General features: G+C 52.7%; 25 protein-coding genes, 1 rRNA gene, 1 riboswitch and 1 other annotated feature. Of the genes, 25 read left to right on the top strand and 1 reads right to left on the bottom strand.

Annotated features, from left to right (window positions below; translation table 11 throughout):
- Entirely contained in the window at positions 1 to 636 is a 636-nt protein-coding gene (locus tag BN2762_RS02955) for a YkoF family thiamine/hydroxymethylpyrimidine-binding protein (RefSeq protein WP_055105552.1), read from the bottom strand.
- A 136-nt stretch (positions 637 to 772) separates the two neighbouring features.
- Positions 773 to 884, bottom strand: a riboswitch (TPP riboswitch).
- Between the two features lie 140 nt (positions 885 to 1024).
- Here BN2762_RS02955 and BN2762_RS02950 point away from each other — a divergent pair.
- From BN2762_RS02950 to BN2762_RS02830, 25 genes are all read left to right on the top strand, one after another.
- Positions 1025 to 2143 carry an SPOR domain-containing protein gene (locus tag BN2762_RS02950; protein ID WP_230202407.1) on the top strand — a complete coding sequence of 373 codons (1119 nt, stop codon included), beginning with the start codon at positions 1025 to 1027 and terminating at the stop codon, positions 2141 to 2143.
- Positions 2144 to 2309: 166 nt separating this feature from the next.
- A complete protein-coding gene (locus tag BN2762_RS02945; RefSeq protein WP_055105550.1) occupies positions 2310 to 2921 on the top strand; it encodes a Maf family protein in 612 nt (203 codons plus the stop codon).
- Positions 2922 to 3091: 170 nt separating this feature from the next.
- The gene (radC, locus tag BN2762_RS02940) at positions 3092 to 3781 is read left to right on the top strand and encodes a RadC family protein (protein WP_055105549.1); all 690 of its coding nucleotides are present in this window, start codon (positions 3092 to 3094) and stop codon (positions 3779 to 3781) included.
- A 39-nt stretch (positions 3782 to 3820) separates the two neighbouring features.
- The gene (locus BN2762_RS02935; RefSeq protein ID WP_055105548.1) at positions 3821 to 4852 is read left to right on the top strand and encodes a rod shape-determining protein; all 1032 of its coding nucleotides are present in this window, start codon (positions 3821 to 3823) and stop codon (positions 4850 to 4852) included.
- Between the two features lie 132 nt (positions 4853 to 4984).
- Complete coding sequence (gene mreC / locus BN2762_RS02930; protein ID WP_055105547.1) at positions 4985 to 5860, top strand: rod shape-determining protein MreC; 876 nt, start codon at positions 4985 to 4987, stop codon at positions 5858 to 5860.
- Positions 5860 to 6393, top strand: coding sequence for a rod shape-determining protein MreD (gene mreD / locus BN2762_RS02925; RefSeq protein ID WP_055105546.1), 534 nt, complete (start codon positions 5860 to 5862; stop codon positions 6391 to 6393). The genes mreC and mreD overlap by 1 nt, the downstream gene beginning before the upstream one ends.
- A 78-nt stretch (positions 6394 to 6471) precedes the next feature.
- A complete protein-coding gene (minC, locus tag BN2762_RS02920; protein WP_055105545.1) occupies positions 6472 to 7134 on the top strand; it encodes a septum site-determining protein MinC in 663 nt (220 codons plus the stop codon).
- 3 nt (positions 7135 to 7137) lie between these two features.
- Positions 7138 to 7932 carry a septum site-determining protein MinD gene (gene minD / locus BN2762_RS02915; RefSeq protein ID WP_055105544.1) on the top strand — a complete coding sequence of 265 codons (795 nt, stop codon included), beginning with the start codon at positions 7138 to 7140 and terminating at the stop codon, positions 7930 to 7932.
- A 6-nt stretch (positions 7933 to 7938) separates the two neighbouring features.
- Positions 7939 to 9087, top strand: coding sequence for an FtsW/RodA/SpoVE family cell cycle protein (locus BN2762_RS02910; protein ID WP_055105942.1), 1149 nt, complete (start codon positions 7939 to 7941; stop codon positions 9085 to 9087).
- 205 nt (positions 9088 to 9292) lie between these two features.
- Positions 9293 to 10228 carry a M23 family metallopeptidase gene (locus tag BN2762_RS02905; RefSeq protein ID WP_055105543.1) on the top strand — a complete coding sequence of 312 codons (936 nt, stop codon included), beginning with the start codon at positions 9293 to 9295 and terminating at the stop codon, positions 10226 to 10228.
- Positions 10221 to 11078, top strand: a complete 858-nt coding sequence (locus BN2762_RS02900; RefSeq protein ID WP_055105542.1) for a M50 family metallopeptidase — start codon at positions 10221 to 10223, stop codon at positions 11076 to 11078. Before BN2762_RS02905 ends, BN2762_RS02900 begins: the two co-directional genes overlap by 8 nt.
- Positions 11079 to 11150: 72 nt before the next feature.
- Positions 11151 to 12335, top strand: coding sequence for an Rne/Rng family ribonuclease (locus BN2762_RS02895; RefSeq protein WP_392391561.1), 1185 nt, complete (start codon positions 11151 to 11153; stop codon positions 12333 to 12335).
- A gap of 74 nt (positions 12336 to 12409) precedes the next feature.
- Positions 12410 to 12492, top strand: a sequence feature (ribosomal protein L21 leader region).
- 14 nt (positions 12493 to 12506) lie between these two features.
- On the top strand, positions 12507 to 12818 hold the full coding sequence (rplU, locus tag BN2762_RS02890; RefSeq protein ID WP_055105540.1) for a 50S ribosomal protein L21: 312 nt from the start codon (positions 12507 to 12509) through the stop codon (positions 12816 to 12818).
- A gap of 14 nt (positions 12819 to 12832) precedes the next feature.
- On the top strand, positions 12833 to 13165 hold the full coding sequence (locus tag BN2762_RS02885) for a ribosomal-processing cysteine protease Prp (RefSeq protein ID WP_055105539.1): 333 nt from the start codon (positions 12833 to 12835) through the stop codon (positions 13163 to 13165).
- A 19-nt stretch (positions 13166 to 13184) separates the two neighbouring features.
- A complete protein-coding gene (gene rpmA, locus BN2762_RS02880; RefSeq protein WP_055105538.1) occupies positions 13185 to 13496 on the top strand; it encodes a 50S ribosomal protein L27 in 312 nt (103 codons plus the stop codon).
- 262 nt (positions 13497 to 13758) lie between these two features.
- The gene (locus tag BN2762_RS02875; RefSeq protein ID WP_055105537.1) at positions 13759 to 14523 is read left to right on the top strand and encodes a Spo0B domain-containing protein; all 765 of its coding nucleotides are present in this window, start codon (positions 13759 to 13761) and stop codon (positions 14521 to 14523) included.
- Entirely contained in the window at positions 14514 to 15824 is a 1311-nt protein-coding gene (gene obgE, locus BN2762_RS02870) for a GTPase ObgE (RefSeq protein WP_055105536.1), read from the top strand. The genes BN2762_RS02875 and obgE overlap by 10 nt, the downstream gene beginning before the upstream one ends.
- A 169-nt stretch (positions 15825 to 15993) precedes the next feature.
- Positions 15994 to 16431 (top strand): ACT domain-containing protein, encoded by a 438-nt coding sequence (locus BN2762_RS02865; protein WP_055105535.1) that lies wholly within the window; start codon positions 15994 to 15996, stop codon positions 16429 to 16431.
- A 62-nt stretch (positions 16432 to 16493) separates the two neighbouring features.
- Entirely contained in the window at positions 16494 to 17780 is a 1287-nt protein-coding gene (locus BN2762_RS02860; RefSeq protein ID WP_055105534.1) for a homoserine dehydrogenase, read from the top strand.
- 43 nt (positions 17781 to 17823) lie between these two features.
- Positions 17824 to 18894: a threonine synthase gene (gene thrC, locus BN2762_RS02855; RefSeq protein ID WP_055105533.1), complete on the top strand. Its 1071-nt coding sequence runs from the start codon at positions 17824 to 17826 to the stop codon at positions 18892 to 18894.
- Positions 18891 to 19859, top strand: coding sequence for a homoserine kinase (gene thrB / locus BN2762_RS02850; protein ID WP_055105532.1), 969 nt, complete (start codon positions 18891 to 18893; stop codon positions 19857 to 19859). Before thrC ends, thrB begins: the two co-directional genes overlap by 4 nt.
- Entirely contained in the window at positions 19856 to 20755 is a 900-nt protein-coding gene (gene pheA, locus BN2762_RS02845) for a prephenate dehydratase (protein WP_055105531.1), read from the top strand. Before thrB ends, pheA begins: the two co-directional genes overlap by 4 nt.
- Positions 20755 to 21633 (top strand): branched-chain-amino-acid transaminase, encoded by an 879-nt coding sequence (gene ilvE / locus BN2762_RS02840; RefSeq protein ID WP_055105530.1) that lies wholly within the window; start codon positions 20755 to 20757, stop codon positions 21631 to 21633. The genes pheA and ilvE overlap by 1 nt, the downstream gene beginning before the upstream one ends.
- Before the next feature lie 157 nt (positions 21634 to 21790).
- A complete protein-coding gene (locus BN2762_RS02835; protein ID WP_055105529.1) occupies positions 21791 to 23383 on the top strand; it encodes a LysM peptidoglycan-binding domain-containing protein in 1593 nt (530 codons plus the stop codon).
- 415 nt (positions 23384 to 23798) lie between these two features.
- A 16S ribosomal RNA gene (locus BN2762_RS02830) occupies positions 23799 to 24021 on the top strand; the annotation flags it as partial.

Genomic DNA, 24021 nt, shown 5'->3' with positions numbered 1-24021 from the left:
TTATTCCCCCTTCCTTTGCGCATGGTCCGGTTTGGCGGACGGGCTGTTGCAGGAAATCGTAGTCGTCATGACGAGATGGGAAGCCTTTGCGCTCGAAGCGACAAAAGCATTCTCAAGCGAACGGAATACCTGGCGGACGTCGCCGTCCAAGCGGCTGGCATAATGAATGCCGCCGGTGAAGGTTCCCTCGGCTTCAGCGGCTTTTACCGCATCATAGATGACATCCATGTAGTTCGCCACACCCATCGGGTAGAGCGCGAATTGGACGGCGGTATCCACGGCCGCTCCGTTCCCCTTATTCAGGCGGACGTCATCCTCGGACATGAAGGCGTCGCCCTCCGTGTCTCCCGGGCAGCCGACGGAGAAGGTGGCGCTAAGCACGACGTGCTCGCCGCTTGTTGCCGCTTGAAGAAATATGGATTGGACCACATCGAATACATGCTCATGACGGCCCCGCACGCAGGTGCTGACGTCATCGCTTTGAATCCATACCTTGGACGTATCGGTCTTCTCCAGCGCTCCCAGAATGATCGGCACGAACCGGTCGCTCATCGGAAATAGCGAGAAGCGGCAGCCGACGATCCGGCTGCTGCCGCACGCTGCGGGAACTGGGTGATTGTTAATAGAATTGCTCATGATACTATTCCTCCCTTGGGTAATTTCATAAATGCATAAATGCAATGAACGACAAAAAAACCGCACCCGAAGAGTGCAGTTATATCGATACAGGCCTTGACCGCTTTAGAATATACAAGCAGGCGCAGAGCGCATTTATCGTTTCCCCGCACTTCCCCACGCTAGTATGATCTAGATCGGGTGAAAAGGGTTAACCGTTCCTCGTCGGAACGATCTCTCAGCCAGCAAAGGCACCCCTAGTGCATTTTCAGATATGCGGTTGTTGTCAATGGTTCCCATTATACAGAGTTCCTTTGAATTGTAAAGTCCCTGCTCAAATGAACTGGTCTATATTCTCGCAAATATTCATATTGTAACGGTAGAAGAGAGGACAAGGAGCGTGCGGATCGTGAACAAGGCGAAGATGACATTCCGGTTCGATGACCAGGGCCGGAAAGCCCGGAATACGGAGGAGACAAGAGATCAGCATAGGGGGGGATTATCCCCTGCTCATGGAAATGATCATTCGCCCGGGAGCGCGTACGGGGACTCGGTGGAAGGCCCCGTAACCTACCGGGCGGTGGAGACGGGGGATTATTGGGGAGACCCTTTTACGGATCATACCGGAACGGGAGTGGCGGTATTTCCAGAGCATATGGAGCCGGGAGGCGGAGGAGATTACTATATTCGCAGAACGGGAACGTCCTGGTGGAAGGTTGCGGGCTCATTGACCGGGGCCATCCTTACAGGAGCGCTTTTCGGCTTTGTCGTTCTATCGATGTTTAATCAGGATATCACGATCCCCATACCGGGGATCGGCGTACCCAAGCAGGAGGCTGCCGGGGAAGCGGCGGATATTCCCGTGCTGGGCAGTGCAGTGACGGAGGAGCAGGCGCCCCTCGTATACGTCGTCCTGCCGTCGCAAAGCTATCATTTTCTGCAATACGGCGTATTCAGCACGGCGGAGGGTGTAGAGCTGGCCCAGGAGCAGCTGCGTGCCTCCGGCATAGCCGCAGCTCGGGATACCGTGGATGAGAAGCGGGTATATGCGGGAGTCTCGCCTGACCGCGAAGAAGCAAAATTGCTCAGCGGCCGGCTGAAGACCGGGGGCGTGCATCTGATTCTGCACGAGATATCCTTGCCCGAATCGGCTGCCGTCGCATACAACGGAGACGCGGAATCCCTGCAGCAGTATTTGGCGCAGAGCGCGGATCTGGCCTATATGCTCAGTTCTTCCTCGGCAGCCCTGCTGGGGGAAGCCTCGCCCTCGCGCCAAAGCCCCGAGGAAATCGCTCAGCTCAGGGAGAGCCATCAGCTGTGGACCAAGAGCGCCGCGGCCATTCGCGGAAAGCTGGCGGCTGCCGGGGAAGCTGAAGCGAAGGAAATGGAGAAGGCGATGAACGGCGCGGTCGAGGCGATGGAGGAGTTCAACGAGAAGGGAGAGCAGACGATGCTCTGGGAGGTCCAGAACGAAATGATGCGATTCATTCTGGCTGAACAGAAAATTCTGAGGGCGAACGAGGGCTGAAGGATGCTTGAAAAGGCAGGGAATTGGAAATAGTTCCCCCTGCCTTTTTTATGTTTGTATTGCCGTTCAATTAACCTTATAATAATGAAGTGCCAAAGTGTCAAAAAATGGCGAGGTTAACAGCTCTGTCAACCCGCCGGAACGAAGAGTAAAGGAGAATCCTGCCTTGGAACTTGCAGCATCATCGCCACGACATGTTATCTTGGCCTCGACATCGCCGCGCAGACGGGAATTGCTGGCCACTCTACATATCCCGTTTGAGGTTGTTCCGAGCAAAGCAGATGAAGCTGTGCCCAGCGAGTGGGCGCCGGAGCAGGTCGTCCTGGAGCTGGCGCTGCGCAAAGCGAAGGCCGTTCATGCAGCGTTGGATTCGGAATCGCGCAATGCCGTTATCATCGGCAGTGATACGATCGTCGTCCTGGACGGGCAGGTGCTTGGCAAGCCCAAGAATGAAGGTGAGGCGGCCTCCATGCTCCGCGCCTTGCAGGGACGGAGCCACCAGGTCCTGACCGCTGTAGCCTGCATCGATGCAGGCACGGGAAGGGCGGAAGCTGAATATCGCCGCACGATCGTCACAATGAGGCCGGCGGCCGAGGAAGAGATCGCCGCTTACGCCAGAACCGGAGAGGGACTGGATAAAGCGGGAGCTTATGCGATCCAAGGGCTCGGGGCCATATTCGTCACGGGAATTGAAGGCTGCTATTTCAATGTTGTCGGCCTGCCGCTGTCCTTGCTCAGCGAAATGCTCGGCCGCTTCGGAATTCCGGTTTTGAAGTGACCGAATATCCGGGATAGAGCCAAAGGCTGAAGTGAATTTGGATGTAACAAATAACTGCATATGTACGTTTTAACAAAGAGGAAGAGATAAAGCATATCCTTCCGCCATGAATTTTGCAGGCGTCCGGTTATCCGGATAAACGCCTAATCATTCGGAAGCGAGGGATATGAATGGATATGCCGCAATATCTGCTGCGCGATATGCCTTTTGAAGAAAGACCTAGAGAACGCATGATGCAATACGGAGCCGGCTCGCTTAGCAATGCAGAGCTGCTGGCGATTTTATTCCGCACGGGCACCCGGGATGAATCGGCGATTCATTTGGCTCAGCGTGTTCTGAGCGGAATCGGCGGAATCCGCAATCTGGTGGATCTCAGTTTGGACGAGCTGATGGAGCTGAAGGGCATCGGCCCGGCCAAGGCCGTGCAGCTTAAGGCGGGAGTCGAGCTTGGACAAAGGCTGGCCAAAGCACGGCTGCCCGAGGTTCAGGTCATCCGCAGTCCGCGCGATGCGGCGGATGTTCTTATGGAACAGCTGCGCTATTTGCAGAAGGAACATTTTGTCTGTTTATTTTTAAATACGAAAAATCATATCATTGCTCAGGAGACGCTTTCGATCGGAAGCCTGAATTCCTCGATCGTCCACCCGCGAGAGGTGTTTCGTGCGGCGATTAAATGCAGCAGCGCATCTGTTGTATGTGCCCATAACCATCCGAGCGGGGATCCGACGCCAAGCCCGGAGGATGTCCAGATGACCCGGCGCTTATGCGAGGCCGGTGAAATTATCGGCATCGACGTGCTGGATCATATTGTGATCGGAGACGGGGAGTTCGTAAGTTTGAAGGAGCAAGGCTTGATGTAATATAATAGACCAGATACAGAAGGAAAGGAAGATTACAGCATGTTAGGTGGTTTCACGAAAGACTTAGGGATTGATTTGGGCACGGCGAATACGCTCGTTTATATTCGGGGTAAAGGCATCATAGTGAGAGAACCGTCAGTTGTAGCGGTAAATACGGACAATAAGAGCATTGTAGCGGTCGGGGAATCGGCTAAGAAAATGATCGGCAGAACGCCGGGCAACATCCGCGCCATCCGTCCGATGAAGGACGGCGTTATCGCCGACTTCGACACGACTGCGACGATGATTAAATATTTTATTCGCCAGGCTCAGAAGCAGCGTTCCTTGTTTCAGCGCCATCCGAACGTCATGGTCTGCGTGCCTTCCGGCATTACGGCCGTTGAGCAGCGGGCGGTTGAGGATGCTACGAAGCAGGCTGGGGCGCGTGAAGCCTACACGATCGAAGAGCCGTTCGCGGCGGCCATCGGCGCCGATCTTCCGGTATGGGAGCCGACCGGCAGCATGGTCGTAGATATCGGCGGCGGTACGACGGAGGTTGCTGTAATTTCGCTCGGAGGCATCGTTACCAGCAAGTCCGCCCGCGTAGCTGGCGATGATATGGACGAATCTATCATTCAATACATCAAGCGCCAATATAATCTTATGATCGGAGAGAGAACGTCGGAGCAGCTCAAGATGGATATCGGCTCGGCGCTTCCGCTCGAGCAGGTGGAATCGATGGAGATCCGGGGCCGCGACCTCGTGACCGGGCTGCCCAAAACCATCTCCATCACTTCCGATGAAATTACCGAGGCGCTGGGCGATACGGTCAATGCGATCGTGGAGGCGGTGAAGGTGACGCTGGAGAAGTGTCCGCCGGAGCTGGCTGCCGATATTATGGATCGCGGCATTGTATTGACGGGCGGCGGTGCGCTGCTGCGCAATCTCGACAAGCTTCTGGCCAAAGAGACGGGCATGCCTGTCATCGTAGCAGAGCATCCGCTTGATTGCGTTGCCATCGGCACGGGGAGAGCTCTCGATAATATCCATTTGTTCAAATCAAGAAGCAGTTCGGCCCTTCGCAAGCGCTAATTCAGCGCAGGCGATCCGGGGGAACACGCACTATTCATGATAAAACGGCGCCGTCCTGAATTGGACGGCTGTGCCGTTTTTCTATAGTAATATAGTTGGACTCGTGGAGAGGAGAATTTGTAAGGTTGGAGGGTGCTTAAACTGTTTAAGCTGCTTGGCAACAAAAGACTGTTTATATTGCTTATGGGACTCATTCTTTTTATCGCCATCATGGGATTTACGCTCGGACCCCGGGCGAATTTGTCATGGCCGGAGAAGTTCGTGAAGGATACAGTCGGCTTCGTGCAGTCCATTTTCTATAAGCCTACCTCATATATCGCGGGCTTGATCCATGACTTATCCAACCTGCGCGCCCTGCAGGAGGAGAATGAGAGCTTGAAGATTGCGCTGGCCCACTATACCCGGGATAAAGCCATCTATAATCGGATTGAGCAGGAGAACGCCCGTCTGACTGATTTGCTCGATTTTACAGAAGCCCAGAAGAATCAATACAATTACACCTACCGGATCGCCCAGGTGGTCAGCGTAAATAACGATCCGATCAACCGGACAATTAAAGTGAATCTGGGGAGCAAGGACGGCGTCAAGGAAGGGTATGCTGTTATTTCGGCTGAAGGACTTGTAGGTACAGTTAGCCGGGTCAGCAATTTTACGTCCACCGTCAAGCTGCTGACGACCATGGATGCGAAGGACCCGAACTCCAACGGCATTTCAGCCACGGCCCAGGGGAAGGAGAATCAGGTGTTCGGCGTCGTAGAGACGTTTGATCCCGACAAGGGAATGTTCCTGATGAACAAAATCGATGACCCATCGACGATTGCCATCGACGATACGATCGTGTCCTCTGGCGTCGGCGGCGCCTTCCCGCGCGGAATGGTTATCGGCAAGGTCAAGGACATTCAGGTTGGGGAGTACGGGATGACGTATACGGCTTATATTGAGCCGGCGGCCAGCTTCATGGACTGGAAAGAGCTGATTGTGGTGTATACACCGGAGGTCTTGGAATAGTGAGGAATAGACGTAAGCATGTGCTGATCCTGCTGCTGTTCGTGCTGTTCATTGTCGAGGGGACGGTCGTTCCCTGGCTTATTCCCGGTGCGTGGCAGACGCGCATCGTTCCCCACCTGTCCTACATTGCGATATTGTTCATCACCGTTTACGATAACCGGCATAGCGGCCTGGTGCTTGGACTGTTATTCGGGCTGCTGCAGGATGTAGTGTACTACGGGTCGATCATCGGGGCTTACTCCTTTGCTATGGGGCTGTCCAGCTATTTGCTCGGACTCGTCTTCCGTTCGCCAAGGGCGCCGCTGCCGCTGATGATGATCGTCGTCATTATTGGCAGCCTGCTGCTCGACTCGATTCTATTTGGTACGTATTCGTTGTTTGAGCTGACCCATCAGCCTTATACCTGGGCATTGATGAATCATATTATCCCGAATGTATTTGTTCATTTTGTATTCGCTCTGGCCATTTACGTGCCTCTCAGGCGCCAGCTTGAGCTGATCACCAAGCATCGTTCCTCCCAGAGCCAAGCCTGACCTTTCGTGCTTTTCCCTAGGCAAGCAGGAACTTTGCAGCCTCTGCACGAATTGATTAGGAGGGGGGGGGACAGGCTTATGACAGTGAAATCTAACCACGTTACGATCAAGGGCATCAAGGATGGCCTGGTTTTCCTGCTTGACGATGAGTGTGAATTACAGCAGCTTCTGGATGAGCTTCGGTACAAGGTGGAGCACAGCCATCAGAACATACTGACAGGTCCGATTATCCATGTCGATGTCAAACTGGGCAAGCGAATTGTGACGGATGCGCAGAAGGAAATGATCCTTGATATATTGAAGCAAAAAGGCAATTTGCTGGTTCGGTCTGTAGAATCGCCGCTAGCGGAGAACGACCGGCCGAAGGAAGAGGAGCTGACGACGATGACCGGGATTGTCCGCTCCGGTCAGGCTCTGCACCATGACGGCAATCTGCTGTTTCTGGGAGACGTCAATCCGGGGGGGACGATTACCTGCACCGGGGATGTGTTTATTCTGGGGGCACTCCGGGGGATGGCTCATGCCGGGGCCGAGGGCAAGGAAGAGTCGATCATAGCCGCTTCGTATTTATCGCCAACCCAGCTGCGCATCGCAGAGGTGTATAGCCGGCCGCCGGATGAATGGGAGCATCGTGAAGGCAGCATGGAATTTGCTTTTTTACGTGACGGGAAGATGCAAATTGACAAAATAACGAACATAACCCGGGTTCGTCCGGACTTTAAGATGTTCAAAGGGGTGTAAACTATGGGAGAAGCTATCGTTGTCACTTCGGGCAAGGGCGGTGTCGGCAAGACGACAACGTCCGCTAATATCGGTACGGCTCTGGCGCTGCTTGGTAAGAAGGTATGCCTTGTCGATACGGATATCGGCCTGCGAAATCTCGATGTCGTGATGGGGCTGGAGAACCGGATTATTTATGATTTGATTGATGTTGCCGAAGGGCGCTGCCGATTGAACCAGGCTTTGGTGAAGGATAAGCGCTTTGATGAGCTATACATGCTGCCGGCTGCCCAGACGAAGGACAAGAATGCCGTCTCGGCCGAGCAGGTCAAGGATATTGTTCTTGAGCTGAAAAAAGAATACGAGTATGTGATCATCGACTGTCCTGCCGGTATAGAGCAAGGGTTCAAGAACGCGATCGCCGGAGCGGATCAAGCGATCGTTGTCACGACGCCCGAGCATGCTGCCGTAAGGGATGCGGATCGCATCATCGGCCTTCTGGAGAGCTCGCACATCGGCTCGCCGAAGCTCGTCGTTAACCGGATCAAGGTAGATATGGTGAAATCGGGCAGCATGCTGGATATTGAAGGCATACTTCAGGTGCTCAATATTGATCTGATCGGCATTGTTCCTGATGATGAGCTTGTTATCAAAGCGGCGAATAGCGGAGAGCCTACCGTGATGAATCCCGAATCCCGGGCGGCGATCGCTTACCGGAATATTGCCCGGCGCATATTGGGGGATACCGTTCCTTTAATGCTGCTTGATCAGAAGAAAGGCATGTTCACGCGCTTCAAGAAGTTTTTCGGAATGGGTTGATCCTTGTTGCTTTTTAAACTCAAAAGAATCGATTGGCTTATGATGGCGATCCTGGCCGTCTTCATGATCATGAGCACTCTGCTCGTCCACAGTGCAATTGCTCCTTATGCGCCTGATTTCAAGAACTACGATCTAAAGACTCTGTTGTTCTATGGTCTTGGCTTTGCCGTGGTATTAGGGGTGTCGATCGTCGACTACCGGACGCTGCTTCGATATAGCTGGTATATTTACGGAACGGGCTGCTTGCTGCTCGTTCTTGTCTTCTTATTTGCGCCGGAAATCAACGGAGCCCGGAGCTGGTTCACGCTTCCGGGGGGACTGCTGTTCCAGCCCGCAGAGCTGGTCAAGATCATATTGATCATGACTACAGCCTATCTGCTCGGCAAACGGCAGGGCCAGCCTCTGAGCTTCCGCCGTGACGTTATCCCGATTACGGCAGTGACCCTGCTTCCATTTATGCTGGTGCTGATCCAGCCGGATTTGGGAAATGCCATCATTTATCTCGTGGTGCTCTGCGCCATGCTGTGGATTGGCAATACGAAGTACAGTCATGTGCTGATCGGCCTCACGGTGCTCGTTGCCTTCCTGATCGCGTTCGTTACCTTGTTTAATCTTTACAACCAGCAGATTCACGATTATTTAAGCGAGAAGGGCAAATTGCACTGGTATCAGCGAATCAATACGTTCATTAATCCGGATGAGGCTTCGAACGACGCCAAGCATCAGTCCAGCTATGCCAAGATCGCCATCGGCTCCGGCGGGCTGACGGGCGATGGATTTTTGGAGGGAGAGCTTAAGAATAAGCGATTTGTCCCTTATCCTTATTCGGATTCGATATTCGTGGTGGTAGGCGAGGAATTCGGCTTCTTAGGCTCGTCGATATTGCTGCTGCTCTATTTCCTGTTCATCTACAGGATGATCCAAATTGCGCTTCGCTGCATAGATAGGCGGGGAGCCTACATCATCGTGGGCATCTCGGGGATGTTCCTCTTTCAAATTTTCGAGAACGTAGGCATGATGATCGGCTTGATGCCGATTACGGGCATTACGCTGCCGTTCATAAGCTACGGAGGGACATCACTGCTGCTGAATATGCTGTGCATAGGCCTGGTGTTCAGCATCCTGCTGCATCAGGAGAAATATGAAGTGGATTAGAATCGGCACCGGTGCTGGAGGTGCCGGTTTTTTTTGTGCGCGTTCGGCTGCTTTCGGCTGCTTTCGTCTTCTTGCAATCGCGGGGCTTGTTCATATTCCGCCCAAGCCGTTCATAAACTAAGTACAACATGTTTGCTGGGTACAACCTGCGTTCGGCCTGCCTTAGAATAAGAGCGGCCAGCGCGTTCGGAGGGGAAGGAGATCGATGGACGTAAAGTCGAATGTGAAGCGGCGGCGGGAAGAACGCATCAAGCAATTGGTTTCGGGAGAACGCCGCGAAATGAACGGCATGCATGACGGAAACTATGATGCGGCGCGGCGGCGTGAGGGCAGCAATCCCTCGAGCCGGAGCATAGACCGGATATCCGGACGGCCGCCGCAGGAGGAGATAGCTGTTCCTAAGGGGACGGACGGCAAGGAGCAGGACCCGGAGTGGATGTGGAAGCACGGCCAGGGACGCTGGAGGGAATCCAGCCTATTCGGGGAGCAGGCTCCCGTGCTGCCGAATGACGGAAGGGGCTCTTCCTTTTGGAGCATGCTTTTCATTCGCTTATTCGTCAGCATGGTGATTTTTGCCGCTTTGTGGGCAGTCAACCGGTACGAGCCTCCCTGGGCGGGATCGGTCCGCGTATTCGTGGCCCATTCTTTAACCTATGAAATGGATTTCGGTGCAGCTGAAGCATGGTATAAGCGCAATTTTGGGGGAGCGCCGACCTTCATCCCGATCTTCCGGCAAAATGAGGAGCAAGGGGTCAAGGTCAACAATTCTCAGAGCTTCTCGGTTCCAATGGATGGGAAGATCGCCGGCTCCTTCGCACTGAGCTTGAAGGGCATAAACATTGTCCCTGCCAGTGATTCGAGTACGGACTTACAGGTTAAAAGCGTAGAAACGGGCAGGGTGCTCAGCATGGGCAAGGATGCCTTTACCGGGGAGACGATCGTCATTCAGCATGCCGGAGGGTATGTGTCCATATACGGCCATTTGGAGCAGGCCTTCGTGGAAAAAGGGGATTGGGTGGAGAACGGAGGATTGATCGGCCGGCTCGAAGCGCGAAGCGAGCAGGTTGTGCCTACCCTATATTTTGCCTTGAAAAAGGATGAACGCTATATTGATCCCGCGGATGTGATTCCATTTGATTAGATGGGGCGGCATTGCGATATCCTTTCATCCGTTCTTCGTTCTCGTTATGCTGGCTTCCGTCATTACCGGCCATTTCCTGGAGCTGCTGACCTTGTTCGCTATCGTGTTTATTCATGAATGGGGCCATATCGCTGCTGCAAAATGGTTCGGCGTTCAAGTGAATTCCGTGCAGATGCTGCCTTTCGGCGGCGTCGCCGTCATGGAGGATACGGCTTATTTGAATGCAGGGCGGGAGATGGCTATTGCGCTTGCCGGACCCCTGCAGAACGGGCTGCTGATCGGCTGTGCCTGGCTGCTGCATGCCGCAGGATTGTGGGACGGGCCCTTCTATGAGTATTTCGTGCAGGGGAATATCCTGATTGCTCTTTTTAATCTGCTGCCGGTGCTTCCGCTGGATGGGGGGAAAATATTTCAGTCTATATGCAGCATAGCGTTTCCCTATCATCTGGCCTTGGTCTGGTCGCTCCGCATAAGCCTGTTATTCAGCCTTCTCCTTATTGGATATGCGCTGTTCCCCCTTCTGCTCCCAGGCGGTACACTTCAGTTGAATTTACTAATGATCGGCCTGTTCCTGCTCTATTCCAATTATGTGGATTACCGCAATATTCCCTATCGGTTCCTGCGCTTCCTGATGAACAGGGAGCGTTCGCTTCCTCGCCATCTGCTGCATGGCAGCCTGGCGCAGCCGATCGTTGCGGATAAAGAGCAACCTTTGGAGCATATTCTGCGTCTATTTAAAAGAGAGAAGTACCATTTTATCTATGTGATGAATCGTCAGGGACAAATCATTGCCGTCGTGCCGGAACAGAAGGTAATTTATTCCTTCTTCAAGAGAGGGCCTGTGGCGTAGCTCCTGCCGTGGTATAATCATAAAATATTTATTGTGGCAACAACGCAGACAGAGGGTGAGATCGTGAAACGGATGATGATTCACTGCAAATCCGGCTCTACCGAGATGGCGCTTCAGGAGGATGGCAGATTGGTGGAATACGCTGCCGAACGCAATCAGGCAAGAGGGCTTGTCGGCAGTTTTTTTAAAGGGCGCGTAGTTAATGTGCTGCCCGGCATGCAGGCTGCATTTGTGGATATCGGACAGAAGAAGAATGCTTTTCTATATATTGATGACGTGCTTCATCCGCACTTGGAGAGACAGCCCAAGGTTAAGCCGCTGATCTCCGAGCTGCTCCAGCCCGGCCAGGATATGATTGTCCAGGTCGTGAAGGATGCGATCGGCAACAAGGGACCGCGCGTAACGACCCATTATTCCCTTCCGGGCCGCTGGCTCGTATACATGCCTTCGGCCGCCTATGTCGCCGTATCCAAGAAGATTATAGACGAAGAGAAGAGGCAGCGGCTCAAAGCGATCGGCGAGCAGCTGCGGCAGGAAGAGGAAGGACTTATTCTCCGGACGGTAGCCGAGCTGGAGGAGCTGGGGGCGATCGAGCTGGATTTGTCACTGCTGCGGAAGCAGTGGGCGGCGATCCTGGAGAAGAGCAGGTCTTATGCTGCTCCGGCCTTGCTGCACCAGGATCTCAGCATGGTCCAGCGGCTGATGAGGGACGTTTACAGCCCGGAGACGGATGAGATTATCATGGATTGTGCCAAGCGGGCCGAGGAAGTGGCCGAGTTCCTGGAAATGATGCTTCCCGGAAGTCCGTGTCCTATCAAAATACACGACAAGGATATTCCCCTATTTGAGTTTTACGGCGTCCAAAGCCAGCTGGAGAAGGATTTTCAGCGGAAGCTGTGGCTGCCCGGCGGCGGATATCTGGTATGGGATCAGACGGAGGCGCTCACGGTTATCGACGTGAATACCGGAAAATATACCGGCGGGAATTCGCTCGAGGAAACGGTGTTCCAGACGAATCTGGAGGCGGCTGCTGAAATGGCCAGATTGATCCGCCTGCGGGATACCGGAGGCATTATTATCATCGACTTCATCGATATGGATCGCGATGAGCACCGCGATGCCGTACTGGACAAGCTCCACAGCTGCATGCAGGGCGATCGGACCCAGCATCATATTCTCGGCTGGACGAGGCTTGGATTGCTGGAAATGACACGAAAAAGAATTCGCGAAGAATCGGCCGCATCAGGCATGGATTAATTTATCGAAAAAAATTGATTTTAGAGATACTCCGTGATATTATATTGAGGTATGTGTTATGAGTGAGTCTTGTACACATGCTGTAACCGCTCCGATCAGGTCTACAAGATCGCCGCTTGCCGCGGCGCACCTGAATTAGGCGAGTCTGAGACATGAGGAGGTGCAAGCAAAATGTACGCAATTATCGAGACTGGCGGTAAACAATACCGCGTTCAAGAAGGCGATGTTCTTTACATCGAGAAATTGAACGCAGAGGACGGCGCAAGCGTGACGTTCGACCGTGTATTGGCTGTATCCAAAGGCGACGGTTTGGTGGCGGGAACTCCTGTAGTAGCCGGTGCTAGTGTAACAGCGAAAGTTGAAAAACACGGCAAAGGCCGCAAGGTTGTCGTTTACAAATACAAACCGAAGAAGAACTACCACAAGAAGCAAGGTCATCGTCAACCATACACGAAAGTGACCATCGAGAAAATCCAAGCGTAAGAAGGTGGCGTATCTTGATTAGCGTCTCCATATTGCGCGGCAAGGATAACGACATACGGGGGTTTAAGGTAGAAGGTCATGCCCATTATGCCGATCCGGGTCAAGACATTGTGTGCGCCGGGGTATCCGCCGTTACCGTAGGTACGGTTAATTCCATCGAATCGCTCACTGGAGTCGTGATGGATTCCAAGATGAAGAACGGCTTCTTAAGCGCGAATCTTCCTCATGTGAAACAGCCGGAGTCTCGGGAGCAGGCACAGCTACTCCTCGCTTCCATGGTCGTTATGCTGCAAAGTATCGAAATGACATACGGTGAGTATATTCAGATACAGGATATTATTATTTAAAAGAAGGAGGTAGACTACGATGTTAAAATTGGATCTCCAGTTATTCGCATCCAAGAAGGGCGTAGGTTCCACGAAGAACGGACGCGACAGTATCGCTAAACGTCTTGGCGTGAAGCGTGCCGACGGCCAGACTGTAACGGGCGGAAGCATTCTTGTTCGCCAACGCGGAACGAAGATTCATCCGGGTACCAACGTGGGAATCGGTAAAGACGACACGCTGTTTGCGAAAGTGGATGGCGTTGTTAAATTCGAACGTTGGGGACGCGATCGCAAGAAAGTGAGCGTCTACCCTGTGGAAGCTGCTCCTGTAGCGGCTGCAGTCGAAGCTTAATCGCTGTCGCTGCCATAGCTTCGCTTATGAGCCCTCGGCATTCGTGCCGGGGGCTTTTTTAAGATATCAGCAAGCATAAGCAGCGGAGCGTTATCGGCCTGATCTCACGGAGACATTTTCCGCTTAACGCGGCCTGGCTCCTTGGAGAGTCGCCGGTCCGGCAGACTTTTTTCTTTAGATATTGCCGGGACAAGGATTGTGATATACTGGGTAAAGATGTTAAAAAGGTCTAGTATCCAAATGAAGAGGAACGGGGAAATTCATGAAACATCGGTTCACAGTACCGGTCATGGCCGGAATACTTACGCTTGCTATGTTGGTGATATTATACTTCGTTGAATCGACAGTATGGTATGTTGTGTTGTGCGTATGTTTGCTGGCGGTGTTGTGGGGCTATATGAAGTATTTGAAGAAACAGATGGCTCATGAACGCAAGCAGCTGCTGGAATCGGTCCAAAGAACCGCGGCCGCTACGCTGGGCCATCATCGGCATGATTGGATGAACGACCTGCAAATATTGTACGGATACATTCAGCTTGGCAAAGTTGATAAACTGGCCAGCTGTGTGGACAGAATAAAGGAAAGGATGGCTGTCGAGAGCAAAATATCTCGGTTAGGCATCCCTTCGCTGGTATTTTACCTGCAATCTTTCCGTGAAGTAAACAGCTCCGTTCAGCTAGCGGTCGACATCGAGGATGAATTGGAGCTCGGAAGGCTGCTAACATCAGAGGATGCCGAGGATTTGACAGAGGCGATCATTGCGACGATCCGGGCTTTCCAAATTGCCGGCCGCTCCTCCTGGGGAGAAATGCTGCAGCTTAAAATGTCGATAGGGCTAGAGCAGGGCGAGGTGCTGGTGAGCTTCGAGCAGGAGGGTGCTCCCGGGAACAGGGAGATCCTGCAGGAGCGGCTCGGTGAGGCCGTATCCGGGAAGCCAATCCGTGCCGAACATGGAGATTCCGAAGCGGCTTCGGTGCGGCTTAGGATGCCGTGCGGAAATTCAAAAGAGGTGAATGCATGTTTATAGATAAAGCAAAAGTGTATGTAAAAGGCGGTGACGGCGGCGACGGCATCGTTGCCTTCCGCCGGGAGAAGTATGTTCCGGAAGGCGGCCCTGCGGGCGGCGACGGCGGCAAGGGCGGCGACGTCATTTTCCGGGTGGATGAAGGGCTGCGAACGCTTATGGATTTCCGCTATCAGCGGCACTTTAAGGCAGACCGCGGGGTCAAGGGCCGGAACAAGAGCCAGCATGGCGCCAATGCCGAGAATTTGATCGTCCGGATCCCGCCGGGCACGGTCATTATCGATGACGATACCCAGGAGGTGCTCGCCGACCTGACGAGGCACGGCCAGCAGGTCGTTGTGGCCCGCGGCGGCCGCGGAGGGCGGGGCAACACCCGCTTTGCGACGCCAAGCAATCCGGCTCCAGAGCTGGCTGAGCATGGGGAGGAAGGCCAGGAGCGCTGGCTCGTGCTGGAGCTTAAGGTGATGGCCGACGTAGGCCTGGTCGGATTTCCGAGCGTCGGCAAGTCTACGCTGCTGTCGGTCGTGTCCGCAGCTCAACCGAAGATCGGGGCTTACCATTTTACCACAATTACCCCAAACCTCGGGGTGGTGGACGTCAGCGAGGGACGCAGCTTCGTAATGGCCGACCTGCCGGGGCTCATTGAAGGCGCACATGAAGGCGTCGGACTCGGGCATGAATTCCTCCGCCACGTGGAGCGGACGCGCGTCATTATCCATGTCGTCGATATGGCCGGGTCTGAAGGCCGCGATCCCTTTGAAGACTGGATGAAGATCAATGAAGAGCTCAAGCTGTATAATGCGGAGCTGGAGAAGCGTCCGCAAATCGTAGCCGCGAACAAAATGGATATGCCTGAAGCGGAGGAGCATCTGGAGAAATTCCGCAAGCAGGTCGGCGAAATTCGCCCTGATCTTGAGATTATGCCGATTTCCTCTCTGACTCGGCAGGGCGTTAAGGAATTGCTCTATAGAACGGCCGACCTGCTCGATCAAATTCCGGAGGAGCCGGCAATCGAAGAAGTGACCGATTTAAGCGAGCGCAAAATTTACAAGCTGGAGAAGGAAGAAGAGCAGGACTTCGTGATTCGCCGCGAGAACGAGGACTTTGTCGTCGAGAGCGCGAAGATCGAAAGAATGATGAAGCGGATGCAACTGAATACGCATGACGCGATTCTCAAGCTCGCGCGGACGATGCGCCATATGGGCGTGGACGATGAATTGCGCAAACGTGGTGCCAAGGATGGGACGATCGTTCGGATTGGCGATTTTGAATTCGAATTTGTTGAGGGAAGCAGCTACTATTAATGCTTGCATAAGAAGAGCACCTTGCCGGGTGCTCTTTGTTGTTTTCCGGACAGATTCTACGGCGATGGAAATCCGCAAAAATCTGTACGGAAAATAGGTTGCCTCCGGACTTTCTTTCCGTTATAATGTCCACTATACGAAAACAACAGTCTCTAAGGGGAGGACGTTTGTGAAGGAGCGTTATTACTTGGTCCGTGAGGATATTTTGCCGGAGGCGGTAATCAAGACGCTTCAGGTAAAGCAGCTGCTTGCCGCAGGGGACGTCAAGACCGTGCATGAAGCGACGCTGCAGGTCGGGCTTAGCCGCAGTGCTTTTTATAAGTACAAGGACGGCATTCATCCACTGAATCAAATGGAACGGGAAGAAATCGTAACGATATCGTTCGACCTCGAGCATCGCTCCGGCATTTTATCCCAAGTACTGTCTCTGATTGCCGGATCGGGCGGGAACGTGCTCACGATTAATCAGAGCATCCCTTTGCAAGGAAGAGCCAATGTAGTCATATCTGTAGAAACGTCGCGACTGACAGAGGAGCTGGATAAGATGCTCAAGGCTCTGCAGGATATTCCCGGCGTAAAGAAAATCCAAATCGTCGGTCAAGGATAGGTACTCCCGCAGCAATACAATTTTCGATAATAACCCGCATAGGGAACAGGAGGGGACTTATATTGAAACCCGTTAAGGTAGGTTTACTCGGGCTAGGCACTGTAGGAACTGGCGTTGTGCGCATCGTCGAAGGTCACCAGGAGGATTTGAGCAGCCAGGTCGGCTCTCCGATCATCATTGAGAAGGTAGCCGTCAAGAATCTGGAGAAGGCCAGAAGCATTGAAATCGAACCAAGCAAGCTTACAGAGGATCCTTGGGAGGTGATCCGCGATCCCGAAATCGATGTCATCGTCGAGGTGATGGGCGGCGTCGAGGCCACCAGGTCTTATATTCTTGAAGCATTGGAACGCGGCAAGCATATCGTGACGGCGAATAAAGATTTAATGGCCCTTTACGGCACGGAAATTATGGCCAAGGCGCTAGAGAAGCAATGCGACGTATTTTATGAAGCGAGCGTGGCCGGGGGCATTCCGATCATCCGTACATTGATTGAGGGCTTCTCCTCCGATCGGATCGTTAAAATTATGGGGATCGTCAACGGGACGACGAACTTTATTTTGAGCAAGATGAGTCAGGAGGATGCATCCTACGAGGATGTTCTCAAGGAAGCTCAGGAGCTTGGCTATGCTGAGGCGGATCCCACCTCCGACGTAGAAGGCCTGGATGCCGCCCGCAAGATGGTTATTCTGGGCACGCTTGGCTTCCGCACGAATGTGGAGCTTAGCGATGTGGATGTCCGGGGCATTTCGAGCGTATCCAAAGAGGATATCGCTTATGCGAAGAAGCTTGGCTACGAAATGAAGCTGCTTGGCATCGCCGATCGCCAGGACGATGAGTTCAGCGTCAGCGTACAGCCGACGATGGTCAAGAAGAGCCATCCGATCGCAGCCGTTAACGGCGTGTTCAATGCGGTCTACGTTCATGGCGAGGCAGTGGGCGAGACGATGTTCTACGGAGCCGGCGCTGGGGAAATGCCGACGGCGACCTCAGTTGTTGCGGATCTGGTTGCGGTTGTAAAGAATCTGAAGCTGGGGGTTAACGGCCTGAAATCCATGGTTCCCTACAAGCCGAAGAAGCTTAAGAGCGACGAGCAAATCGCCTACAAGAACTTCCTGCTGCTTGAAGTTGACGACAAAGCAGGCGTGCTTGCCCAAATTACCCAGGTGTTCGGGGAATATGACGTCAGTCTGGAATCGGTTGTGCAATCGCCGAACGAGCATACGCCGGATGCGGAAATCATTATCGTTACTCACCATGCCTCGAAGGCCAACATGGATAAAGTGCTGAAGCATTTCGAGACGCTGAAGGTCATTCGCCGCGTCAAGAGTGTATACCGGGTAGAAGGTTAGGCTTAATTGCGTTTCATTCCTAATATAGAAGGGGTTTTATTTCATGAGATATCTTGGATTGCTGCATACGTACAAAGAATATTTGCCAGTCAATGACAATACGCCGCTGCTGACTCTGCATGAAGGAAATACGCCGCTTGTGCGCGCGGATAATCTGTCCGAGGAATTGGGCCTCGACTTGTATTTCAAATACGAGGGACTTAATCCGACGGGTTCATTTAAAGATCGCGGCATGGTTATGGCGGTGGCTAAAGCCATTGAGGAAGGCAGCAGCACGATCATGTGCGCTTCTACGGGGAACACCTCCGCCGCAGCCGCAGCATACGCGGCTCGCGCGGGCCTGAACTGTATCGTTTTGATTCCGAACAATAACATCGCTCTCGGCAAGCTGGCCCAAGCGATGATCTACGGAGCCAAGGTTATTGCGATCGAAGGAAACTTCGACCGTGCGCTAGAAATCGTCCGCGACATTACGGCCAAGCATCCGATCACATTGGTTAATTCGGTGAATCCGTATCGGATTGAAGGGCAGAAGACAGCAGCCTTTGAGGTCTGCGACCAGTTAGGCAAGGCTCCGGACGTGCTGGCCATTCCGGTCGGCAATGCGGGGAACATTTCCGCTTATTGGAAGGGCTTCAAGGAATACCATCAGCATGGCAAGAGCAGTTCGCTGCCGCGCATGGTCGGGTTTGAAGCCGAAGGAGCCATGGCTATCGTCAAAGGCGAGCCGATTCTGGAGCCCGAAACGGTAGCAACCGCCATCCGGATCGGCAATCCAGCCAGCTGGAAAACGGCTGTCGCTGCAGCGGAGGAGTCCGGCGGGCAAATCAACTACGTAACCGACGAGGAAATACTGACGGCGTATAAGACGATCGCTGCACGCGAAGGCGTGTTTGCTGAACCGGCTTCTGCTGCTTCCGTTGCCGGCGTGTATAAGCTCCATCGTGAGGGCTATTTTAAAGGCGGGGAGACCGTCGTCTGCGTATTGACCGGCCATGGCTTGAAGGATCCTAATATTGCGATCAAGAGCATCGGCAGCGAGCCGCTTGTCGTCAAGGATACGGAAGAAGCGGTTATGGCGGCTATCGCGAAGCTGCAAGGAGAGCAGCAATGATGTCCGAAGCGGGCGTGCGCGTAAAGGTGCCTGCCAGCACGGCCAATCTTGGACCGGGCTTCGATACGCTCGGCATGGCTCTATCGCTCTATGCCTGGATTGAAATGAAGCCGGCGGATACGACGGAAATCCACCTATACGGCGATCAGATGCTGGGGATTCCTACGAATAAGAACAATCTTATTTACGAGGTAGCCCAATCCGTATTTCGTGAAGCGGGGGTTGACCTTCCTGAGCTGGAAATATCCATGTATTCTGACATCCCTCTTACCCGAGGACTTGGCAGCAGTGCATCGGCGATCGTCGGTACGCTCGTCGCCGCGAATGAGCTAATTGGCGCTCCTCTGGATCAGGCCAAGCTGTTCGATATGGCGACCGCCCTGGAGAAGCATCCGGACAATGTCGGAGCCTCCTTATTCGGCGGATTGATTACGGCGGTCTGGGATGGATCCCATGCTGATTATTTGCGGATCGAGCCGCCGGACGATCTGGAGGTGCTGGTGGCGATTCCCGAGTTCCAGCTCTCCACGGCGAAAGCAAGACAGGTGCTTCCGGAACAGGTCAGCCTGGGCGATGCCGTGTTCAACATCAGCCGTACCTCTCTCTTCACCGCCGCGATGGCTTCCGGCAGATTGGACTTGATCCGCACGGCGATGAAGGATCGTCTGCATCAGCCGTTCCGCGCTTCGCTGGTTCCAGGCATGGCGCGGATATTGGAAGAGGCCGCAGAGCACGGGGCTTTGGGGGCGGCCCTTAGCGGAGCTGGCCCTACGCTGCTGGCACTGACGGACCGCAGAGAGGGAAAAGGGACAGAATTAGAGCATTTCTTGCTCGGAGTGCTCAATGAGCAGGGAATTGAGGCTCGGACGATTTGGCTGAGACCTTGCACACAAGGTGCTCAGACGCTTACTATAACAAAAGGTGAGCAGTTTATCGATTCCATAAAAGGGGAAATCAGAGCATGAAAGTGATCGCATTGCTGCCGGAAGGCACGGTATCGCATGAAGCAGTTCTTCATCTATTCGGCGAAGAACAGGTTCAGTTGCTCCATTGCAAGCAGATTTCCGACGTATTTCTGGCAACGGCAAATGGGGAAAGCCAGTACAGCGTTATCCCAGTAGAGAATACGATTGAAGGCTCTGTCAGCTTGCATATGGACTGGCTCGTACACGAAGTCGATATCCCGATGCAGGTAGAGTGGGTATATCCGTCCATCCAGAATTTAATCGGTGACAAGCAAGAGTTTGTTTCGGATTCCGATTCGAATTTGCTGGATTATTCCAAGGTGACGAAGGTGCTCTCCCATCCGGTAGCCATGGCGCAGTGCATGCAGTTTTTGAAGGCTCATATGCCTCAGGCGGAGCTGGAGCATGTCGCAAGCACATCGGAGGCCGTTAAGATGGTGAAGCAGCGGCCGGGAGAGGGCTTGACGGCTATCGGCACGGCGCTGGGCGCCAAGACGCATGGCCTCGATATTTTAGCGGAACAGGTAACGGATCACGATAACAACTATACCCGTTTTGTCCTGGTCGGCCAGGAGCCGCTCCAGTTGAAGAGGAACGATGCGGCTCAGGATAAGACGAGTATCCTCGTTACGCTTCCGGAGGACTTTCCGGGTGCGCTTCATCAGGTCCTGTCGGCATTTGCCTGGCGCAAGCTGAATCTATCCCGGATCGAATCGAGGCCTACGAAGAAACGGCTTGGAAGTTATTATTTTTACATGGATGTTCTATCTTCCCTGGACTCTGTGTTGCTGCAGTCGGCCATTGGGGAAATTGAGGCATTAGGCTGCCAAGTGCGCATACTCGGATCCTACCCGAGTTATTCTGTAAAAAACCAAAAGCTGGAGGTGCGGAAATAATGGCAGAACAATGGATTTATTTAGATGGACAATTCGTAACAAAGGAAAATGCAAAGGTATCCGTGTACGATCACGGTTTCCTATACGGCGACGGAATATTCGAAGGAATTCGCATCTATAACGGAAATATTTTTAAATGCAAGGAGCACTTGGACCGCTTGTACGATTCCGCGAAGTCCATCATGCTGAATATTCCTTTAACCTATCAGGAGATGGAGGACGCCTTGGTGGAGACCCTGCGCCGCAACGAGCTTCGCGACGGTTATATCCGCCTGGTTGTATCCCGCGGTGCCGGCAACCTGGGCCTTGACCCGAACCGGTGCCCTAAGGCCTCTGTCATTATCATCGCTGAGCAGCTCGCAATTTATTCAGAGGAAGCGTATAGAACTGGTCTGAAGACAGTATCCGTCTCCACGAAACGCAATATTCCGGATGCGCTGAATCCGAAAATCAAATCGTTGAACTATTTGAACAATATTTTAGTTAAAATCCAGTCGAACCTGTCGGGTGCAGGAGAGGCCATTATGTTGAACTCGCAAGGCTACGTCACTGAGGGGTCCGGGGATAATATTTTTATCGTGAAAAACGGGGTTATTACGACTCCGCCATGCTACCTGGGTGCGCTTGAGGGCATTACCCGGCAGGCGATCATAGATATTTGCCACGAGAAGGGCTATAAGCTCAAGGAAGAGCCGTTCACGCTTCATGACGTATACGTAGCCGACGAGGTGTTCCTGACCGGGACGGCTGCTGAGGTAATTGCGGTACGCGAGGTAGACGGGCGCATTATCGGTGAAGGACATGCCGGGCCAATCACGCTCCAGCTGCTGGAGGAATTCCGCAGCATCGTTGATAAAGACGGCTTGAAAGTCTGGTAATCAGCTTCTATTGTGAAACCTATCCTTTTTTATTCAAAGAAGGATAGGTTTTTTTCGTTACATGGATGTCAAAAGCCGGGCTCCTGCATAGGATGTATTAAATGGGCCCCGGGCGAAGATCACGGTCCGGAGAAGATACCTAGGAGGTCTTTAGCGCGTGAAAATACACATTGTAAAAAAAGGAGATACTTTATTTGATTTATCAAAAAAGTATGATGTTCCTTTACAGAAGTTAATTGAGGCCAATCCGCAAATCAGCAACCCAGATGTTCTAAGCGTAGGGATGAAGGTGAAAATTCCGGCAACGGCTGTACCTGTAGGGGAGGGGATCATCTACAAGCATACCGTGAAGCAAGGGGACTCCCTCTGGAAGCTGGCCAAAGCTTGGGGAGTGTCTTTGCAGGCTTTGGTGAATGCGAATCCTCAGTTAAGCGACCCTAACGTCCTCAAAGTAGGGGAGGTTGTCAACATTCCGAGCCCCGAATCAGCGGGGTCAAACAATCCGCCTGATAATATTGCAGCTCATCCCGCACCGGTTAGTCCGGTGGAGAAGAAGAATACGGCGCCTAAGGAGAATATCAAGCCGGAGAATATAAAACCGGAAAACATTAAGCCTGAGAACATTAAACCGGAGAATGTTAAGCCTGAGAATGTTAAACCAATCGCGGAAAAGCCGAACCCAGCCCCGATAGTAAAGCCGGAGAACATTAAGCTGGAAAGCGTTAAGGTCGAAAATATTAAAATTGTCGAGAACATCATGCCAGTTATTCCTCAGCAGCTTCCACAAATGGAGGTCAAGCCGATCAAATACGAGGAGCCGCCTTGCCCCCCCAAACAGAAATGTCCAGAGCTGATCTCGCCATATCAATTCCAGGTTGAGCCGCCGCCTGTGCTTAAGCCGGAGCAGTCGCTGCCTTATCCGCCTTGCGGATGCTCGGGCCACGGCAAGCAAACGGAAAATTTGTTCCTTCCTTATCAGGTTGAGAATGAGAAGGTGTCCTCCTATTATGATTTTCCGCCAGCCTGGCCAAACGAATCTGCCAAGGGCGAGTACCCGGGCCTTTCCAATGCTCCATATCAGTCGCCTCAGTACGTAAACCCATGCGCTCCGATGGATCATTATGGACACTATGGCAGCCATACTTACCAACCTTATCCTTCCTATGGTTATCATGAGCAAGGCCATGTTATGCCGGAAAGCTACGGACCTAATTCGCCGTTCCATGGAGGGGAGAATGCTTCTTGGGGGCATGCCCAGTTTCCACCGAACAACGCTCCCTTAGCGGCGGTTAATGCTTCACCGAACGCTCCGCATCCTTGGCAGGCGCCTTATTATGAACCAAAGCATTCCTATTCGCCTTGCGGCTGTTCGGGATATCCGGCGCCTATTCAGCCTTATGCTAACGGGCCATATCCGGCCCAGCCATATTATGGAGGTATGCCGAATGTTCCTGAATCCCCGTTAGGCGGATTCGGCGCACCGGATCATTTGAAGGAATATTGCTATAAAGGCGGGACTAGGGAAGAGCAAGGTGTGACTCAGGCAGTCAATGAAGGCAATGAAATTGGAGAAAGATCTTCTGATCCGGAGGCTAAACAATCGACAGGCGCAAAGCAGCCCGCAAAAAAAGAGGTTAAGATTTCTGAAGCAAATAAAAGCAATCAACAAGGGCGAGGCTCAGCGTCAAAAGGAAAGAGATCAACACTTAAAAAAAGAAGAGGCAAACGAAATCCGTGGATTAATAGTTAATCAAAAGCGAGAGGAGGCGCGAAGAGCACTCCTCCCTTTTTTTTCTATATAAAATGATTGCAAAATCACTTGCTGAATGCTTGCATCATATGATATAGTAAATGTCCCGACAAAAGATGACAGGATATTTCATCGCGGGGTTGGATGGCAAGGATTTAAAAGAAATTATTTCTATCAAAAAATACTTGCTATTCGAAATAGTATATGTTATATTATTTAAGTCGCCGCTGAAACACAGCGACACACAAAAAACGAAGTTGATCTTTGAAAACTGAACAACGAGTGAGCGGGTTTCACGGAAGTGAAATCTAAATAATAGAGTCAGATGCAAATCTGATCTCGTCAGATTCAAAATGAGCTTAATCAGCTTATTCCAACTGGATCGTCATCGCCTTCGGGTGAGGGATGTCCAACTTTATTGGAGAGTTTGATCCTGGCTCAGGACGAACGCTGGCGGCGTGCCTAATACATGCAAGTCGAGCGGGGTTGTTTTGGAAGCTTGCTTCCGAACCAACCTAGCGGCGGACGGGTGAGTAATACGTAGGCAACCTGCCCCTCAGCCTGGGATAACTAGCGGAAACGTTAGCTAATACCGGATAATTTGCTTCATCGCATGAAGAAGCAATGAAAGACGGAGC

This window comes from Paenibacillus ihumii, assembly GCF_001403875.1.
GTDB classification, from domain to species: domain Bacteria; phylum Bacillota; class Bacilli; order Paenibacillales; family Paenibacillaceae; genus Fontibacillus; species Fontibacillus ihumii.
The sequence above is the reverse complement of the archived record's forward strand: the minus strand, read 5'-3'. Positions and strand labels throughout refer to the sequence as shown.

Coding starts and splice junctions, on each gene's coding strand:
- BN2762_RS02955 (WP_055105552.1), bottom strand. CDS start 636: ATGAGCAATTCTATTAACAATCACCCAGTTCCCGCAGCGTGCGGCAGC.
- radC (WP_055105549.1), top strand. CDS start 3,092: ATGGATATGCCGCAATATCTGCTGCGCGATATGCCTTTTGAAGAAAGA.
- BN2762_RS02935 (WP_055105548.1), top strand. CDS start 3,821: ATGTTAGGTGGTTTCACGAAAGACTTAGGGATTGATTTGGGCACGGCG.
- minC (WP_055105545.1), top strand. CDS start 6,472: ATGACAGTGAAATCTAACCACGTTACGATCAAGGGCATCAAGGATGGC.
- minD (WP_055105544.1), top strand. CDS start 7,138: ATGGGAGAAGCTATCGTTGTCACTTCGGGCAAGGGCGGTGTCGGCAAG.
- BN2762_RS02905 (WP_055105543.1), top strand. CDS start 9,293: ATGGACGTAAAGTCGAATGTGAAGCGGCGGCGGGAAGAACGCATCAAG.
- BN2762_RS02895 (WP_392391561.1), top strand. CDS start 11,151: ATGATGATTCACTGCAAATCCGGCTCTACCGAGATGGCGCTTCAGGAG.
- rplU (WP_055105540.1), top strand. CDS start 12,507: ATGTACGCAATTATCGAGACTGGCGGTAAACAATACCGCGTTCAAGAA.
- rpmA (WP_055105538.1), top strand. CDS start 13,185: ATGTTAAAATTGGATCTCCAGTTATTCGCATCCAAGAAGGGCGTAGGT.
- BN2762_RS02875 (WP_055105537.1), top strand. CDS start 13,759: ATGAAACATCGGTTCACAGTACCGGTCATGGCCGGAATACTTACGCTT.
- obgE (WP_055105536.1), top strand. CDS start 14,514: ATGTTTATAGATAAAGCAAAAGTGTATGTAAAAGGCGGTGACGGCGGC.
- thrC (WP_055105533.1), top strand. CDS start 17,824: ATGAGATATCTTGGATTGCTGCATACGTACAAAGAATATTTGCCAGTC.
- thrB (WP_055105532.1), top strand. CDS start 18,891: ATGATGTCCGAAGCGGGCGTGCGCGTAAAGGTGCCTGCCAGCACGGCC.
- pheA (WP_055105531.1), top strand. CDS start 19,856: ATGAAAGTGATCGCATTGCTGCCGGAAGGCACGGTATCGCATGAAGCA.
- ilvE (WP_055105530.1), top strand. CDS start 20,755: ATGGCAGAACAATGGATTTATTTAGATGGACAATTCGTAACAAAGGAA.